13 protein-coding genes and 3 tRNA genes are annotated in these 17,683 nt (G+C 42.6%); 4 read left to right on the top strand and 12 right to left on the bottom strand.

Annotation, left to right across the window (positions count from 1 at the left end):
• Positions 1-13: 13 nt before the first annotated feature.
• The 8 genes from hflC to tsaE all read right to left on the bottom strand — a co-directional run bounded on the left by hflC (position 14) and on the right by tsaE (position 8,810).
• The gene (hflC, locus tag FVA72_RS20065) at positions 14-1,015 is read right to left on the bottom strand and encodes a protease modulator HflC (RefSeq protein WP_004905999.1); all 1,002 of its coding nucleotides are present in this window, start codon (positions 1,013-1,015) and stop codon (positions 14-16) included.
• A 2-nt stretch (positions 1,016-1,017) separates the two neighbouring features.
• Positions 1,018-2,223 (bottom strand): FtsH protease activity modulator HflK, encoded by a 1,206-nt coding sequence (gene hflK / locus FVA72_RS20070; protein WP_094961668.1) that lies wholly within the window; start codon positions 2,221-2,223, stop codon positions 1,018-1,020.
• 133 nt (positions 2,224-2,356) lie between these two features.
• The gene (gene hflX, locus FVA72_RS20075; protein WP_004906004.1) at positions 2,357-3,637 is read right to left on the bottom strand and encodes a ribosome rescue GTPase HflX; all 1,281 of its coding nucleotides are present in this window, start codon (positions 3,635-3,637) and stop codon (positions 2,357-2,359) included.
• 92 nt (positions 3,638-3,729) lie between these two features.
• Positions 3,730-4,023: an RNA chaperone Hfq gene (gene hfq, locus FVA72_RS20080; RefSeq protein WP_004906005.1), complete on the bottom strand. Its 294-nt coding sequence runs from the start codon at positions 4,021-4,023 to the stop codon at positions 3,730-3,732.
• 107 nt (positions 4,024-4,130) lie between these two features.
• A complete protein-coding gene (gene miaA, locus FVA72_RS20085) occupies positions 4,131-5,072 on the bottom strand; it encodes a tRNA (adenosine(37)-N6)-dimethylallyltransferase MiaA (protein ID WP_004906008.1) in 942 nt (313 codons plus the stop codon).
• Positions 5,065-7,035, bottom strand: a complete 1,971-nt coding sequence (gene mutL / locus FVA72_RS20090; protein ID WP_110591045.1) for a DNA mismatch repair endonuclease MutL — start codon at positions 7,033-7,035, stop codon at positions 5,065-5,067. The genes miaA and mutL overlap by 8 nt, the downstream gene beginning before the upstream one ends.
• Positions 7,036-7,044: 9 nt before the next feature.
• A complete protein-coding gene (gene amiB, locus FVA72_RS20095) occupies positions 7,045-8,331 on the bottom strand; it encodes an N-acetylmuramoyl-L-alanine amidase AmiB (RefSeq protein ID WP_110591044.1) in 1,287 nt (428 codons plus the stop codon).
• Between the two features lie 14 nt (positions 8,332-8,345).
• Positions 8,346-8,810, bottom strand: a complete 465-nt coding sequence (gene tsaE / locus FVA72_RS20100) for a tRNA (adenosine(37)-N6)-threonylcarbamoyltransferase complex ATPase subunit type 1 TsaE (protein ID WP_004906013.1) — start codon at positions 8,808-8,810, stop codon at positions 8,346-8,348.
• 288 nt (positions 8,811-9,098) lie between these two features.
• Here tsaE and queG point away from each other — a divergent pair, with 288 nt between their 5' ends.
• On the top strand, positions 9,099-10,280 hold the full coding sequence (queG, locus tag FVA72_RS20105; RefSeq protein WP_110591043.1) for a tRNA epoxyqueuosine(34) reductase QueG: 1,182 nt from the start codon (positions 9,099-9,101) through the stop codon (positions 10,278-10,280).
• A 686-nt stretch (positions 10,281-10,966) separates the two neighbouring features.
• On the opposite strand, the gene FVA72_RS20110 is transcribed toward queG, so the two are convergent.
• The 4 genes from FVA72_RS20110 to orn form a co-directional block, all read right to left on the bottom strand.
• Positions 10,967-11,042: transfer RNA gene (locus tag FVA72_RS20110), tRNA-Gly, on the bottom strand.
• 40 nt (positions 11,043-11,082) lie between these two features.
• A tRNA-Gly gene (locus tag FVA72_RS20115) sits at positions 11,083-11,158 on the bottom strand.
• Positions 11,159-11,197: 39 nt separating this feature from the next.
• Positions 11,198-11,273, bottom strand: a tRNA-Gly gene (locus FVA72_RS20120).
• Between the two features lie 270 nt (positions 11,274-11,543).
• Positions 11,544-12,089 carry an oligoribonuclease gene (orn, locus tag FVA72_RS20125; protein ID WP_096864350.1) on the bottom strand — a complete coding sequence of 182 codons (546 nt, stop codon included), beginning with the start codon at positions 12,087-12,089 and terminating at the stop codon, positions 11,544-11,546.
• A 111-nt stretch (positions 12,090-12,200) separates the two neighbouring features.
• On the opposite strand from orn, the gene rsgA reads away from it, so the two are divergent.
• The 3 genes from rsgA (at position 12,201) to mscM (ending at position 17,681) form a co-directional block, all read left to right on the top strand.
• On the top strand, positions 12,201-13,253 hold the full coding sequence (rsgA, locus tag FVA72_RS20130; protein WP_004906021.1) for a small ribosomal subunit biogenesis GTPase RsgA: 1,053 nt from the start codon (positions 12,201-12,203) through the stop codon (positions 13,251-13,253).
• A gap of 156 nt (positions 13,254-13,409) precedes the next feature.
• Entirely contained in the window at positions 13,410-14,306 is an 897-nt protein-coding gene (gene asd, locus FVA72_RS20135) for an archaetidylserine decarboxylase (RefSeq protein WP_094962479.1), read from the top strand.
• Between the two features lie 33 nt (positions 14,307-14,339).
• Positions 14,340-17,681 carry a miniconductance mechanosensitive channel MscM gene (gene mscM / locus FVA72_RS20140; protein ID WP_004906027.1) on the top strand — a complete coding sequence of 1,114 codons (3,342 nt, stop codon included), beginning with the start codon at positions 14,340-14,342 and terminating at the stop codon, positions 17,679-17,681.
• The last annotated feature ends 2 nt before the right edge of the window (positions 17,682-17,683 follow it).

The following is a 17,683-nucleotide window of genomic DNA, read 5'->3' on the forward strand; positions in this document are numbered from 1 at the left end:
ACTTAGCTTGTTATTAATCTGTCGCGCGAAGCTTAGTTGGCGCCTTCATAAAGCGGAAGAAGTCAGTGTCTGGGCTTAATACCATCACGTCTTCACCACTCTTGAAGCTTTGCTCATAGGCACGCAAGCTACGAATAAACGCATAGAACTCGGGATCTTGGTTGAATGCATCAGCAAACAGTTTCGTTGCCATCGCATCACCCTCACCTCGGTAAGTTAGGGCGGTACGTTCTGCTTCAGCCAACGTTTCTGTTACTGTTTTATCTGCAACAGCGCGGATCTTAGTCGCTTCTTCTTGACCTTGTGAACGATGTTGACGTGCAACTGCTTCACGTTCTGCACGCATACGCGCATAGATAGCTTCAGAAACTTCGTTTGGCAGCTCAATACGTTTAATACGTACATCGACAACCTCGATACCTAACGCCGCCATACTGTTTGCATTCACAACCAGTGGCTTCAGGTTCGTTTCCTCTTCAACACGTTTTGCTGCATCCGCAATCGCTGCATCCGCTTCTTTTGTTGAGTCGTCAATTGCAGTACCTTTGTTCAAAGCATCACGCACATCAACAGTTAAACGACCACGTGAATCAGTGATAATGTCTTTAACGCTTAAACGACCAAACTCAGAACGTAAACGGTCACTAAATTTACGTTTTAACAGGGTTTCCGCTTGGAATGGATTACCACCGCCAGTCGCTACATAGTAACGACTGAAATCAGTCACGCGCCATTTCAGGTAGGAGTCCACCATTAAGTCTTTGTTTTCACTTGTCAGATAGCGGTCAGCTTGAATTTCAAGAGTCTGAATACGTGCATCCAACATTTTCACAGTTTCAATAAATGGAACTTTGAAATGCAGACCCGGCTCATAAATGATCGGTTTGTTTTCAGAGTCACGTAGAACTTTACCAAAACGCAATACGATACCGCGGTCAGTTTGAGGAACAATAAAGATAGATGCGTATGCAACTGCCAAGATGGCAATAACGATAACAATTAGCGATTTACGCATGATTATTGTCTCCCTACTCTAACAGCATCACCACGAACAGCGTTGTTTGGCTGTGCTGGTGTTGCAGCAGATGATGACGAACTATTGCTTGGCGTCGCCATTCTTGCTGACGGATTAGCTTTTGACGTTGAAGCCGCATCTGAATTTGTACCGCGCATGATTTGATCCAGCGGCAGCACTAACATGCTGTTGCTCTTATCATTCGCAATCACTTTACGTGTATTACTTAACACACGCTCCATTGTGTCGATATACAAACGCTCACGGGTGATTTCTGGCGCAGCACGATATTCAGGTAACATTTTCGCAAAACTTGCCACCTCACCCTCTGCTTTGAAGACCACACTCGCTTTATACGCTTCAGCTTCTTCAATTAGGCGTTGTGCGTTACCTTTTGCCAGTGGAAGAACTTCATTTCGATAAGCGTGCGCTTCACGGATGGTTTTTTGTTCTTCTTCCCTTGCTGAGATTACGTCATCAAATGCCGCTTTAACATCTTCAGGTGGACGCGCTGCTTGGAAGTTGACGTCAAGCAGTGTGATACCCATCTTGTATGGTGCAATTGTTGCTTCGAGCTCTTTTTGTGTAACATCACGGATAAAAGCACGATTCGTAGTCAGTACTTGCTCCATCGCAGACTGACCGATTACACCACGCACAGCACTATCTAGCGCCTGACGCAGACTATTGTCTGGGTTTGTGACACTAAATAAATATTGCGCAGGGTCGGTAACACGATATTGAACGTTCATTTCAACGCGGATCACGTTTTCATCTGACGTTAACATCATGCCATTTGTCGCTTGTTCACGTACGGTTTCTACGTTGACAGGAATGACCCTATCAATGAAGGTTGGTTTCCAGTTCAAACCAGGCCCAACAATACCACTATATTCACCAAAACGTAATACTACGCCACGGTCACTTTCTTTGATGGTGTAGAAGCCTGAACCTGCCCATACAACAACGATAGCAGCAAGAGCTAACATACCTAAACGGCCACTGATTTGTGATGGTTGTTTATTATCACCATCACCACCGCCGCCTTTATTTCCACCAAGCTTGCTGCCTAGTTTACGAAAGAGATCGTCGAGATCATAAGCCCCACGTTTTCGACCACCTTTGTTCCCGCCAGAGTTGCCGCCTTTATTGCCGCTTCCCCACGGATCGCGGTCTTGTCCGTCATTACCGGGCTGATTCCACGCCATGTTTTAGCTCCATTCTTTATGATTGATTTTCAGGGCTAAGAGCGATAGGGCTCTTAATATCAATTCCATTGCCTAACTATATTATTAACGGCCAAATTATTAACGGCCAAAGCATTATTAATAACCAAAGCGATTAAATAACATAGTCAGGTAATTGCTGCTCTTGTTTGCACAGACGCCGCCAATCCACCATTGGCATACGCACCTCAAGGCCAATTGAGCCGTCTTCTTCCTGCCATTCACGTTCGATTGACTGAAGTTGATAGAAACGGCTACGTAAACGGCCTTCATTCGGTGGTAAACGCAATTCAACATGTGCGATTTCACCTGAAAGACGTTCCGTCAATGCCTGTAGCAACAATGGGATACCATCACCCGTTTGCGCTGAAACCCAGACACGAACCGGCTTGTTATCCTCATCTCTGTCAATACGCGGGACAAAATCCTCCAGCATATCAACTTTGTTCATCACTAAAAGTGTTGGTATTTCATCCGCTTCGATTTCTTCTAACACACTTTCAACTGCATGAATATTTTCATCCAAGCGATTGTCAGCTGCATCGATAACGTGCAGCAATAACGTTGCTTCACGTGTTTCTTGCAGGGTTGCTTTAAAAGCTGCAACCAAATCATGGGGTAAATGGCGGATAAAACCCACAGTATCTGCAAGAACGACAACACCAACATCTTCTACATCAATACGACGAAGTGTTGGGTCAAGTGTTGCAAATAACTGGTCAGCAGCATAAACATCAGCGGCCGTCATGCGGTTAAACAAGCTAGACTTACCAGCATTGGTATAACCGACAAGCGAAATAGTCGGGATATCTGCCTTACTTCTCGCTTGACGCCCTTGTTCACGCTGTTTTTCCACCCGACTAAGACGAGATAAGATTTGTTTAATTTTATCTCTTAATAGCCGGCGGTCAGTTTCAAGTTGAGTTTCACCGGGGCCTCGTAAACCAATCCCGCCTTTTTGTCGCTCTAAGTGCGTCCATCCCCTCACTAAGCGAGTCGATAAATGCCTTAATTGAGCCAATTCAACTTGAAGCTTACCTTCGTGTGTACGTGCGCGTTGAGCAAAAATATCTAAAATTACCCCTGTACGGTCAACCACCTTACATTGGCAAATCCTTTCGAGATTACGTTCTTGAGCAGGGCTTAGAGTATGATTAAACAACACCACATCTGCACCACTTTCCTCAACAGCTTGGGCAATTTCTTCTGCTTTACCTTCCCCAACAAAAAACTTTGGATGAGGAGCTTTACGACTGCCCGTGACTATTTGTACTGGTTTTACCCCAGCAGATGTCACAAGTGACTCAAATTCTGCCAGATTATCAACGTCTTTCTCTTGAGAAAAAAAGACATGGACTAATACAGCTAGTTCACCGCCTTCATACCTATCAAACAAGGTGTAACCTCTTAGGCTAAACAATAATTGCAAAGGAAAAACACAGGTACAGTCTCCCTACCCATGCTTTCCTTGTCTTTTAGCGTACAAACTTACTCAGTTACTTCGCCATCTTGCGCTGCAGGGTTACCTGAATGGTAATTACCATTACCAGTGCTACCCGCAGTACCGCTATGATGAGAAACAGGGCGAGCAGGGACAACAGTCGAGATAGCGTGTTTATAAACCATCTGGCTAACTGTGTTTTTTAATAAAATGACAAATTGGTCAAAAGACTCAATTTGCCCCTGCAATTTGATGCCATTAACGAGATAAATAGAGACCGGAACCCTTTCACGACGTAATGCGTTCAGGAACGGATCTTGCAAAGATTGCCCCTTAGCCATTCTATGTTTTCCTTATTTTGTTGTTTTTAAAAGAGAATCTTTTAGATTCCAAAAAGTAACTACTCAAAAATTGCGCTTAACGTTCTAATTGTACACAAACATCAGTCCTATGCACGCATAACCTGCATAACGGTGCTAAGCGCTTGCTGAGGTTGTTCACTATCTAGCCAATGAACATTCTCCCAGCTTCTTAACCAGGTAATTTGACGTTTTGCCAATTGGCGAGTTGCACAAATCCCCCGATAAATCATTTCATCATGGCCAATTTCACCATCTAAATATGACCACATTTGCCGATACCCCACACAACGAATTGAAGGGAGGTCAACATGTAAATCATTTCGTTGATGTAACTTGCGAACTTCTTCTTCAAAACCCGCATCTATCATCAGATGAAAACGTTGTTCTATGCGCTCATGTAAAATTTTACGATCTTGTGGCGCAATAGCAAACTGAAACACATTATAAGGCAATTCTTCCCCTGCTGTTTGTATCATTTCAGTCAAAGTTTGTCCCGAAATGAGATATACCTCTAAAGCACGGGATAATCTTTGTGGGTCGTTAGGGTGAATCCTTGCCGCGGCAACTGGGTCAACCTCAGTAAGACGACGGTGAATTTCCCCCCACCCTTGTTCTTTCGCAATGTGTTCAATTTCAGTACGAACTGCTTGGTCAGCTGAAGGAAGAGGTGAAAGCCCTTCTAATAAGGCTTTAAAATACAACATTGTGCCGCCAACTAATAATGGAATTTTACCTTGTGAGGTAATTTCAGCCATGGCATTTAATGCGTCACGGCGAAAATCGGCAGCACTGTATGGTAGAGACGGATCGAGGATATCAATCAGACGATGGGGAGCTTGGCTGAGTTCTTCTGTTGTTGGTTTTGCTGTGCCAATATCCATCCCTCGGTAAATTAATGCCGAATCGACACTAATAATTTCCACAGGCAAATGCTTGCGAAGTTCTATCGCCAAAGCGGTTTTACCTGAGGCCGTTGGACCCATTAGGAATATTGCGTCAGGTTTTTTCTGAGTTGCTAAATCACTCATTTGTTAGTGTAGCTACCACGGATTGTAAATTAATTAATTGTAATAATGTTGGTGGAGGGTTTTTCACCCACTGCGGACATACCCGCTCAACATCAGCCAGCAACTGAACAGCCTGTGCTAAACTCCAACTTTCTTCTGTTTTAACCTGTGAAACTGCTTTAGCGAGCCATTGTGCTATCTCTTCGTCAGTGACACTTTCTTTTCTCGATAAAAAATCGAGTAGCTCAGAAAAAAGCTGTGATAAATTTTGTGTTCTTAATGGTAACGATACCGTATGAATTGTTACTTTTCCATGTAATATCGTGGCTTCGATACCAAATATTGTCAATTGTTCCTTGTACCGCTGTAAAACCTCTATTTCATCATTTTTAAGTGACAATTTTAGAGGTATTAACAATGGTTGGGGCTTTAAGGCTCCACCACTCGGTGACAATTGTGACAACTTCAATAAATAATTAGCTTCCGTTAAGGATAACAGGATTAGCCCCAACGAAGACTCAATTAATGCAAAGTTTTTTGCGTAAATTGTCAATACTTTGCCAAAAAGGTAGTTATCCGCATTTTTTGCTACAGGTTGTGAGGATATTTGCGGTGAACTGATTGGGTTACGTTCAGGAAAAAGCGGCTTTTTATCTTCAGGAGCAACCGGAATGGACATTAAGCTCTGATACAGTTCGCCTGCTTTTTTGTCATAAGTTGAGCCAAACGTTTTTGCTGGTACATTTTCTGAAAAACCTGACGTTGATTTCGGCGAAGAAAAAGCGTGATTTTTAGCATTATCCTTTAAGTGGCTAGCCTGCTTATAAGGTGTTTTAGGCTCTAGAAGGGTATTCTCGACTATCGTCTTGTTTTCTGCCTTATGTTGCTTAGGAGCCACACTAGGAGAAGAAAAATAATTTTCCCCCGCAGAAGGCCGATTTTCCAGTTCTGTATTTACAGGTTCGATACCCGGAAGCTCATCAATAGATGCGGCTTCTAATAATACTGTTCGTACCGCTTGATAAATAAAATCATGTACCAGACGAGCTTGGTGAAAACGAACCTCATGTTTTGCTGGGTGTACGTTAACATCAACTTGTTTTGGGTCAATGGTCAAATACAGGACATAAGCTGGCTGCTGGTTTTCGTCTAAATGCCCTTCATAAGCTTGACGAATAGCATGATTAATCAGGCGATCACGCATCATACGGCCATTGACATAGCAATATTGTGTTTCACTACCCGACGTCATTGATGGAGAAACGACCCACCCTTTGATAGCAAGATCGCTATGTTCCCAAGACAACGCCAAAGCGCCTTGCATAAAGCCCGTTCCACAAATCGTCCCAAGACGCCTCTCTTGCTGTGCCTCATCATGAGCCGCTCGGTATTGCTTTACTAATTTCCCATTGTGAGTCAGGTTGATAGCCACATCAGGGCGAGAAAGCGCAATTCGGCGAACAATTTCATCGATATGACCGAATTCAGTTTTTTCTGTGCGCATAAATTTACGACGAGCTGGCGTATTATAGAATAAATCTAATACTTCAACCGTTGTGCCATTGGGATGCGCTGCGGGTTTAACTATTACCTCCATATCCCGACCTTCTGCATAGGATTGCCATGCTTCTGTCTGGTCTGCAGGCTTTGATGTCAACGTTAAACGTGAAACAGAACTGATACTCGCTAGTGCCTCACCGCGAAACCCCATACTCATAATGGCTTCAAGATCATCTAATGTGGCAATTTTACTGGTCGCATGGCGAGCTAAAGCCAAAATCAGTTCATCTTTACTGATACCACAACCATTATCACGTATACGGATCAGTTTTTCTCCACCGCGCTCAATGTCGATATCAATACGCGTTGCCCCTGCATCAAGACTATTCTCAACGAGCTCTTTAACCACTGACGCAGGCCTTTCAACCACCTCACCTGCTGCGATTTGGTTGGCAAGTTGTGGGGATAGAATATGTATAGCCATGCCTCCCCCTTATTGTGGCGCTGCTTGTATTGGATTCGCCAAGAAATATTGACGTAACCCTAAATGGATAGCTTCTGCGACTTTGTCTTGGAATTCATTCGATTTTAGCAACTGCTCTTCCGCTGCATTACTAATAAACCCAGTTTCGACTAAAATCGATGGGATATCAGGAGAACGCAATACACCTAAGCTTGCATGTTCAGGGGTTCTTTTGTGAATATTACCTACTTTTCGCAGCTGTTCGATCACTTTAACCGCAACATCGTACCCCACACGCTGAGAATGACCGAATTGTAAATCTAAAACGGCTTGGCTTAAGTAAGGGTCCGCGCCACTCAGTGCATCACCCGCCCCACCTAATAATTCCGATTGTTTTTCACGTTGTTCCAGCCAACTACCCAGTTCACTGTTTGCACGCCGATTAGACAATACCCATACTGATGCGCCCCGTGCACTGCTATTCGGAGCCGAGTCCGCGTGAATTGACACCAACATATTAGCCCCTTTCTTACGTGCCACATCAGAACGACCACTAACAGAAATAAAATAGTCACCGTCACGTGTCATCGCGGGCTTAAACATTGGGTCGGCTTCAAGGCGTTGGTATAATTTACGAGCGACGCTGAGAGTCACATCTTTTTCTTTATAACCATTCTTGCCTATCGCACCAGGGTCTTTTCCACCGTGCCCTGCATCAATAGCAATGACGACCTGCTTGCTACCCTTTGGCATATTTTTATATTTGGTTGGTGTTGGTGTAGCCACAGGTGCAGGGTTACTCATCTTCAATGGTTTATCTTGAGTATTATTTGCCGCTGCTTTAACCGTATTATTGGTTTGATTAAAAGAGGTAGAACCGGATGCATTTCCAGTCGATATCGTTAATACCAACTGATATTCACCTGAAACCTGTTTAAGTGCCGCTTTTGTTTTCGCTGCGCGAGATAGCTCTAAAACTAAGCGTTTGTGTTGGTTATCAGAAGGTTGGCTCGCCCGTACCAGTTTTACAAGGTCTCCTGCGGGAACTTTAAGTGGTAAACCAATAATCTCACCTCGTTGTTTGATATCAACAACAAGGCGCTCAGGTGAATGCAATGGGAAATAGGAGTAGTCGGGCTTACCATCAATAAAACTTAGCACCACTTCTGCTTGTGATGGGCTGTTATTAACTTGAATATTTGATAATGTTGCCGCTTGTGCTTTTGCTTCAAACAGCCACATAGCTAATGCCATAAACAAGATGAAAACAGTAAAAAAACCCTTTTTTGTTATTCTGTGGATTGATGCATTCAACATGAGCAATAGCTTCCTTAGAGTAGGGGTAATGCTTCTAACAACGACTCCCCATTGGCAGAAAAAGCAACAAAGTGAGCCTGACGCCCTTCGCCTTGATAGGTCAGATGGAGCTCAAGATCCGCTTCAGGTAAAAAACCTTTACCTTGTTGCGGCCATTCGACCAAACAGATCGAATTTCCAGAAAAATAGTCACGAATCCCCATAAATTCAAGTTCTTCAGGGTCTGCTAACCGATAGAGATCAAAGTGAAAAACTTGACGATCTGCTAATTCATAAGGTTCAACCAAAGTGTAGGTTGGGCTTTTTACGTGACCTTGATGGCCCAGCGCTTGTAAGAAACCTCGGCTAAAGGTGGTTTTCCCTGCTCCGAGATCACCATATAAGTGAATAATTGTGCCTTGATGGCAAGCCTTAGCGATAGCATTACCTAAAGCGACAGTTTGCGCTTCATTGGCAAGTTGTATTGTACGTTCTTTCATATTGTTCTTTTATTATGTCATTAATAGGCGGTGTCGCCTGTTTATCCTTTAAATGCATAGTTTATCTTGCTGATCAAAATGCATAAAGAGATATCAACAAACATCAATATTACTGCTTATCTTAACCTAAGATGGGGCTTTTTTCTTAATTAACATTGCTTGAATGATGAGTTCAGAAATATCCTATAATTGTTCTCAATATTGAAGGCATTTTTTCATGCGTTTTGATGAATAACGCAGGTCATGTTAGAGTGCCAGCCGTTTTAATCTTTCTCAATATAGGATCTGATGCCAAGATACCTCGATCTCGATCTTCTCGCTCAGAATATTAAACAATGGGGTGTTGAAGCAGGTTTCCAACAAGTCGGGATCTGCGATACTGACCTTTCAGCGGAAGAGCCCAAATTACAAGCATGGCTAGATAAACAATTTCATGGCGAAATGGAATGGATGAGTCGCCATGGGATGATGCGAGCCAGACCACACGAACTGCACCCTGGCACGTTACGTGTCATTAGCGTGCGTATGAATTACTTGCCTGCCAAAGCTGCATTTGCTAGCACATTAAATAACCCTGAATTAGGTTATATCAGCCGTTATGCCCTAGGACGAGACTACCACAAACTATTAAAAAAACGTCTAAAACAACTTTCAGATCGTATTTTAGACTATTGTCGTGAATTTAATGGAGTGATACTGGCCGATGGCACCACCATCGACGATCTTAATTTTCGGCCTTTTGTCGACTCTGCGCCAATCTTAGAGCGCCCTCTCGCCGTCAAAGCGGGTTTAGGATGGACGGGAAAACATTCATTAGTCTTAAATCGTGAAGCAGGATCTTGGTTTTTTCTCGGTGAATTATTGATTAACTTACCCGTTCCTGTTGATAAACCCGCAGAAGAAGATTGTGGCCGCTGTGTTGCTTGTATGACAACTTGCCCAACAGGTGCAATTGTCGAACCTTACACTGTAGATGCTAGGCGCTGTATTTCTTATCTTACCATTGAGCTAGATAGTGCTATCCCTGAAGAATTTCGCCCTCTAATGGGAAATCGGGTCTACGGTTGTGATGACTGCCAGCTTATTTGCCCATGGAACCGTTTTTCCCAACTTACTGATGAAGATGATTTCAGTCCAAGAAAGGACTTACATACACCAGAGTTGCTCGACTTGTTCTCATGGGATGAAAAAACCTTTTTAAAGGTGACCGAAGGCTCTGCAATCCGCCGCATTGGTTATATTAAGTGGTTGCGAAATATCAGTGTGGCGTTAGGTAACGCACCTTATCAAGACAGTATTGTACTGGCTTTACAAAATAGGTTGGGAATTAACGAAATGCTAGATGAGCACTTCCAATGGTCTATACAACAACAGCTTAATCGACGTAATGCAAACCAAGTCACAATTCAAACTTCACAGCAAAAACGCCTTGTACGTGCGATTAACAAAGGTTTACCGAGAGATGCATAGAAAAAAGTCAGCTATATATCTGAAATGAAGAATTGTCAAATTGATGTGAATAAAGTAAAAAATGCTTACCTGACAATAGGTAAAGAATTTGCAAGATGTGCTAGCCGCATTTTGACAAAATAAATCACTTAACAAATAAATCAATAAGTTACAACAATGCTATTTAAATACTAGAATTAAATAGCACAACAGAAATTTGTTAATTAGCCTGTGGATAACTCTGTGTAATAAGTTATTTCAAATCGCGATAAAAACCCAGATTGATTGAGCGGGCTGTGGATAACTTTCTAATGGCACATTGAAAAGAAAAATACTGATTTTACGTTTACTAGCAATACAAAAGTTACCAAAAAACAAGACTAAAATGAAAAGTGACTCGAAGTAAATAAAAAAGCATATTTTTGTTTATTATTTAAACTTCTAATCATCATCTTAGAGATGGAAGCAAAACACCCTATTGCTAAGGGGTGGCTATTCTATGGCGACCTGAAAACGAATGCAAGAGGAAATCTGGATCTGATCCAAAAAAGATCGCAAAACCCATGTAGATCCTAGTGTTCAAGGTATAAAAGGATAAAAACAGTGAACAAGCGCAATTCATATGCACACTAGGTGATTCTACTTAAGTTAAATAGGTATTGTGTAAGAATTAATTAAGAAGAAAAGTTAAGAGACTAAGAAAATATTGGAGCGGGAAACGAGACTCGAACTCGCGACCCCGACCTTGGCAAGGTCGTGCTCTACCAACTGAGCTATTCCCGCATTTGGTGGGTACTACTTTGACTAAAACACTAAGAAAGTTTGGAGCGGGAAACGAGACTCGAACTCGCGACCCCGACCTTGGCAAGGTCGTGCTCTACCAACTGAGCTATTCCCGCATCACGAAAATAGTGCTTTAGCTAAAACATCAAAAAATTTGGAGCGGGAAACGAGACTCGAACTCGCGACCCCGACCTTGGCAAGGTCGTGCTCTACCAACTGAGCTATTCCCGCATCACATTTTTGGATGTTTCACGTGCCGACTTAATAACAAAAACTTCATCGGTACGGGGAGCGCATTATACGAAAAATTCAGATACTAGCAAGCCCTTACACTCAAAATTTTTATTTTTTTATTCGTTTGCTGACAATTCAATCACAATGGTGATTTTATCAACACCCGTTGTAATAAATTGATTTCAATACGTTAACATTGTTAACTTATTGGGAGAGAACAGCTTATGAAAGCCGCTCAAGATTGCGGCTTATTCGTTAATTTAACATTTATTCTTTAATAAATGTCTCTCGGTAATAAGCTAATTCAGCCACAGATTCACGAATATCATCAAGAGCTTGGTGAGTATTTTTCTTCGAAAAACCCGCTAGAATTTCAGGTTTCCATCGGCGAGCAAGCTCTTTTAATGTACTGACATCAAGATAGCGATAATGAAAATAGCTTTCTAATTCAGGCATGTAGTTGAACAGAAAACGTCTATCTTGCCCAACACTATTACCACAGATTGGGGATGCCCCTTGAGGAACCCATTTTTCTAAAAACGCAATTGTGGCTAACTCAGCTTCACGCTCACTCACGGTACTTTTACGTACACGTTCAACTAAGCCGCTATTAGTGTGGGTATTTACATTCCACTCATCCATCAAAGCGAGTTGTTCATCCGTTTGATGTACTGCAATTACAGGGCCTTCTGCTAAAATATTAAGATGACTATCTGTTACAATGGTCGCTATTTCAATAATACGATCACGAACAGGATCGAGCCCCGTCATTTCTAAATCGATCCAAATTAAATTATTCTCATTCTTTTGCATGATATACCCTAACTGCATTCTATGAAGTTAAGGTATGATAGCACTCTTCATGCCATCAGTGACAGGCGTGAGTAACCCCCTAAAATACAGCCCATAGTAAAGAGAGGACAGGTGGCTAAACAGAAACTTTCGAAAGGCCAACAGCGCCGAGTTCAAGAAAATCATCAAAAAAGACTTAAAAAGCAAAAAACAGTTGAAATTGATGATAGCCAATTAGGTGAAGCGCAAGAAGGCTTAGTCATTAGCCGTTTTGGGCAGCATGCTGATATTCAAGCAAGTGACGGGACTATCCAACGCTGTAACTTGCGCAGAACGATTTCGTCCCTCGTTACAGGGGATAATGTGGTGTGGCGACCAGCCTTGAACACACAAAGTGATATCAAAGTAAATGGCATCGTCGAAGCGGTTCACGAGCGCCGTTCTGTTCTAACTCGTCCCGATTATTATGATGGCTTAAAACCGATTGCCGCTAACATTGACCAAATTGTTGTGGTTTCAGCTATTTTACCTGAGCTTTCGCTGAATATTATTGACCGCTATTTAGTTGCCTGCGAAACCACCGGGATTAAGCCTGTTATCGTTCTCAATAAAGTCGACCTACTCGACGACGAAAACCGTGAGTGGGTAAGCGATTTAATGACAATTTATCGTGATATTGGCTATCAAGTTCTCGAAGTTTCAAGCCATACCAATGAAGGCATGGAAGCGCTTACTAACGCGCTAGCAGGTAAAGTATCTGTATTTGTTGGTCAGTCTGGTGTGGGCAAATCAAGTTTATTAAATGCATTACTCCCACATAACGAAGAAGCGATTTTAGTTAATGAGGTTTCAGACAACTCAGGGCTAGGACAACATACAACAACAACAGCTCGTTTATATCACTTCCCATTGGGCGGTGATGTGATTGACTCCCCTGGTGTCCGTGAGTTTGGTTTATGGCATCTAACAACGGAACAAGTGACCAAAGGATTTGTCGAATTTAAAGATTACCTTGGCGGCTGTAAATTCCGTGACTGTAAACATTTAGATGACCCTGGTTGCCTGTTACGTGAAGCCGTAGAAGCAAATAAAATTGCTGAATCACGCTTTGAAAACTACCATCGCATTTTAGAAAGCATGGAACAAATCAAACCTCGTGGTAATTTTACGGCGAAAGATAAATAATGTTAGTGAGTGCTTACAAATAACTCACTGACGCTAAACCCGCTCTAAATAATTTAATGATGGTTAGCCAATGATGCGGCCGTTTGAAATATGACGAGTAAACTGTGTACAATAGCCGCCCTTTTGCTAACATACCTTTAAAAATCAGAGGTTAACGTGCTAGATAAAATTAAAATTCGCTTGCAATATATGCTTCCAAAACAATGTCTTACTGAATTTGCAGGCTGGTTCGCAAGTCGCAATGCGGGTTTCATGACGCAATGGGCAATTAAACTGTTCGCAAAAGTCTATAAAGTGAACATGAATGAAGCGCAAAAAAGTGAGCTTACTGCTTATGCCACTTTTAATGATTTCTTTATCCGTCTGCTAAAAGAAGGCGCTCGCCCAATTGTGGAGAAAGAACACCAACTTGCTCAACCTGCTGACGGTGCAGTTAGTCAATTAGGCCCAATAAATGATGACCTTATCTTCCAAGCTAAAGGCCATAATTACACAGTTGAAGCGTTACTTGCTGGCCAATACCAATTAGCAGAGCATTTTCGTGGTGGTGACTTTATTACCACTTACCTCTCCCCAAGTGACTATCACCGTGTACACATGCCATGTGATGGTTTACTCAAAGAGATGATTTATGTGCCAGGCGATTTATTCTCTGTAAATCCATTAACGGCACAAAATGTTCCCAACCTGTTTGCACGGAATGAACGCTTGATTTGTGTTTTTGACACCCCTGTTGGCTTAATGGTACAAATCCTTGTAGGTGCAACCATCGTTGGTAGTATTGAGACGGTTTGGAGCGGTTGCGTCAATTCCAGTCGTGAAGGCGTCATTAAGCGCTGGGTTTACCCTGAGTTGGACTCTGAAGGTGCCGTTTTCTTGAAGAAAGGTGAGGAAATGGGGCTGTTTAAACTGGGCTCAACGGTGATTAATTTATTTGAACCTAACAAAGTGATATTTAATTCATCACTGATCCCCGGTTATGCAACTCGTATGGGCGAATTACTCGCTGAAACTGTTGCAAATACAGTAACAGAAGAACCTGCTGACGCTTAATTAAATTATTATCCCTTGAAGGAGCTCCTCACTGTGCGTGTGATTATCAGTTTTTTTCTTAGCCTGTTAATCGTTTTTTCTTCCGTTGCAGCACCGACTGCAGCGCAGGATGAAGCACAGATTAAGCAGGAGCTCAAACAACTTGAGTCAAGTACCAACCCCAAAGATGCAGAGATAGCACAAGCATTACAGGGTGCTTTGAATTGGATGAGTGAAACACGTGATTCCGATGCAAAGGCCAAGTCTTATCAAGAAGCCATTGATAACTTCCCTAGAATTATCAAAGAAATAAGACAAAAAATCCTCAATGAAAGTGATGAACCAGCACCTATACCTGTGGGTATCAGCTTAGGTGAACTTGAACAACGTATTATTCAGCTTAGCAGCCAATTACTCGATCAAAGCCGCTTAACTCAGCAAGAGCAAGATAAAGGCCGCGAAATCAGTGAATCACTAAGTATTCTGCCACAACAACTTTCTGAAGCTAGACGCTTACTCACTGAAGCCTCTTCGCGCTTTCAGTCTCTGAGTACCCCCTCAACGCCATTAGCCGATGCCCAGTACACATTAGCTCAAGCCGAAGTAAGTGCTCGCAAATCAACAGTTAATGAACTGGAAATGGCGCAGCTTTCTGCCAATAACCGCCAAGAAATCTCACGCCTTACGTTGGAGTTATACAAAAAACGCTATCAACGTATGGAACTTGAGTTACAAAACCTGCGTGATTTCCAAAATACCCAACGCCAACAAAAAGCAATTTTAGCGTTAGAACATACCGAGATGTTGGCTGCGCAAGGTGAACTGACCCCATTTTTAACTGAGCAGCTTGATATTAACCGTAAAATGTCTCAGGAATTAACCGCTCAGGCACAGCGCATGAGCGCAATCACCAATAGCCAAGCTGAAATTTCAACGAGTATCCGCGATGCTCGACAAGCGCTCACAACTATTCGCGAGCAAGCTCAGTGGATCAGCAGCTCAAGTACATTAGGGGAAGCGCTCAGAACACAACTCTCCCGTTTGCCTGATATTCCAAAGAGCCAGCAGCTTGATCGGGAAATGGCAGATTTACGCGTTCAACGCTTAAATTATGAAGATAGCCTCGATAGGCTAAGTAAAATAGATACAACCGAGCAAGAAAGCGAGCATGAGCTCAATACAGCTCAAGTACAAGTTTATCAGTCATTGATTAAAACCCGCCGTGAGCTACTAACCTCTTTAATTTCAGGTCTAGATGCTGAAATGTTAGAGCTAACAAAGCTCAATGTCGCCACTGGGCAATTGACCGATGCATTAAAAGAAGTCAAAGATGCTTCAAACCGTTATCTTTTCTGGGTCGCAGATGTTCCGCCAATAAGCATCAGCTATCCTGTCATGTTAGTAACGGATATTACTCAATTACTTTCTCTGGATACCTTGTCCCAACTGGCCGGTGCTCTACGTGTTATGCTGACAACACAAGATACATTTTTGTATCTTTTAGGTTCGATAGCATTAGTCATTTTCAGTATTAGCACTCGCAAGCACTACCAAGCATTTCTTGACCGCTCCAGTTTACGGATTGGTAAGGTGACACAAGACCGGTTTTACTTAACCATTCGAACTATTTTTTGGTCAATAATTGTTGCTCTTCCTCTCCCTATGATGTGGTCAGCCATCGGTTATGGCTTACAAAGTGCATGGCAATATCCCATGGCCGCGGCGATAGGTTATGGTGTCAGTGCGACGACACCTTTACTATGGCTGTTTATGATCAGCGAAACCTTTTCTCGCCCTACTGGGTTATTTATTTCTCACTTCGGTTGGGACAAAGATTCTGTTAAACGTGCGATGCGTTATTACCGAATGGCGATTTTTGTCATCGTTCCACTCGTGATGGCAATTATTACCTTTGAACATTATAGCGATAGGGAATTTGCAGCTAGTATTGGCCGCTTATGCTTTATCTTTTTATGTGTCGCACTTAGCTTAATTACCAACAACTTACGCCGCTCACAAATCCCTCTCTACTTAGATAGACATGGCTCCGGTGAGAATATTGTTAATAAAGCATTATGGTGGATGATATTACTCGCACCTATCGTTGCTGGGTTCTTCTCCATTTTAGGTTATTTTTCAACTTCACAGGCCTTGCTTGCTCGTTTAGAAACCTCTGTCGCCATTTGGTTTGTTATCCTTATCGTTTATCATACGATCCGCCGTTGGATGTCAATGCAGCGCCGTAAATTAGCCTTCGAGCGTGCGAAACAACGCCGTGCTGAGATATTAGCTCAACGTGCTAAAGGTGAGGACGATAACCAGCAAGCAAACGCCAGTAGTGAAGGAAATATTGATATCGAAGAACAGGTTATCGACTTAGATACCATCAGTACCCAATCCGTTGGGTTAGTTCGTTCGATTTTAACCATGATTGCCTTGGTCTCATTGATTTGGCTGTGGTCCGAGCTACATACCGCATTCTCTTTTCTTGAAAATATTCGCTTATGGGATGTGACATCAACGGTTAATGGCGTTGATACCGTACAACCTATCACCATGGGGTCTATTTTCATTGCCATTTTGACTATTATCGTTACCGCACAATTGGTTCGTAACTTACCGGCTTTGCTTGAGCTGGCCGTACTCCAACATTTGGATTTAACACCAGGTACTGGTTACGCCATTAGCACATTAACAAAGTATACGATAACTATTATAGGGACCATTGTTGGCTTCTCTATGTTAGGAATTGAGTGGTCAAAACTGCAATGGCTTGTTGCGGCAATGGGGGTCGGGCTTGGTTTTGGTTTACAAGAAATTTTCGCCAATATTATCTCAGGGTTAATGATCTTATTTGAGAAACCGATCCGGATTGGGGACACAGTAACTATCCGTAACTTGACGGGGAGTATTACCAAGATCAACACCCGTGCCACTACGCTGACAGACTGGGATAGAAAAGAAATTATTGTGCCAAATAAGGCATTTATTACTGAACAATTTATTAACTGGTCACTGTCTGACACGATCACACGTATTGTCATGACTATTCCTGCACCTTCTGATGCCAATAGTGAATTAGTGACAGATACCATTTTACGTGCAGCCAAACGCTCTACGATGATTTTAGATAACCCAGCACCTGAAGTATATCTTGTTGATTTACAACAAGGTATTCAGATTTTTGAATTACGTGTCTATGCCGCTGAAATGGGCCACCGGTTACCTGCGCGCCATGAAATTCACCAAAACATCTTAGTTTCCTTTGCTGAACAAGGAATTACCTTGCCATTCCCACCATTCCAAGCAAGGGTGGATGTCCGTGATAATTCTCTGCAAAGTGCGACAAACAATCTTTCAGGGCGTAATCCTAGTCGTAAGTCAGGGGAATTGTAAGC

The sequence above is a fragment of the Providencia sp. PROV061 genome, from assembly GCF_011045655.1.
Taxonomy (GTDB): domain Bacteria; phylum Pseudomonadota; class Gammaproteobacteria; order Enterobacterales; family Enterobacteriaceae; genus Providencia; species Providencia hangzhouensis.

What these genes read in the sequence shown, in the direction of transcription:
- mutL (WP_110591045.1), bottom strand. Translation starts at nt 7,035, where the DNA reads ATGGCTATACATATTCTATCCCCACAACTTGCCAACCAAATCGCAGCA.
- miaA (WP_004906008.1), bottom strand. Translation starts at nt 5,072, where the DNA reads ATGAGTGATTTAGCAACTCAGAAAAAACCTGACGCAATATTCCTAATG.
- orn (WP_096864350.1), bottom strand. Translation starts at nt 12,089, where the DNA reads ATGCAAAAGAATGAGAATAATTTAATTTGGATCGATTTAGAAATGACG.
- hflK (WP_094961668.1), bottom strand. Translation starts at nt 2,223, where the DNA reads ATGGCGTGGAATCAGCCCGGTAATGACGGACAAGACCGCGATCCGTGG.
- queG (WP_110591043.1), top strand. Translation starts at nt 9,099, where the DNA reads ATGCCAAGATACCTCGATCTCGATCTTCTCGCTCAGAATATTAAACAA.
- tsaE (WP_004906013.1), bottom strand. Translation starts at nt 8,810, where the DNA reads ATGAAAGAACGTACAATACAACTTGCCAATGAAGCGCAAACTGTCGCT.
- hflC (WP_004905999.1), bottom strand. Translation starts at nt 1,015, where the DNA reads ATGCGTAAATCGCTAATTGTTATCGTTATTGCCATCTTGGCAGTTGCA.
- amiB (WP_110591044.1), bottom strand. Translation starts at nt 8,331, where the DNA reads ATGTTGAATGCATCAATCCACAGAATAACAAAAAAGGGTTTTTTTACT.
- hfq (WP_004906005.1), bottom strand. Translation starts at nt 4,023, where the DNA reads ATGGCTAAGGGGCAATCTTTGCAAGATCCGTTCCTGAACGCATTACGT.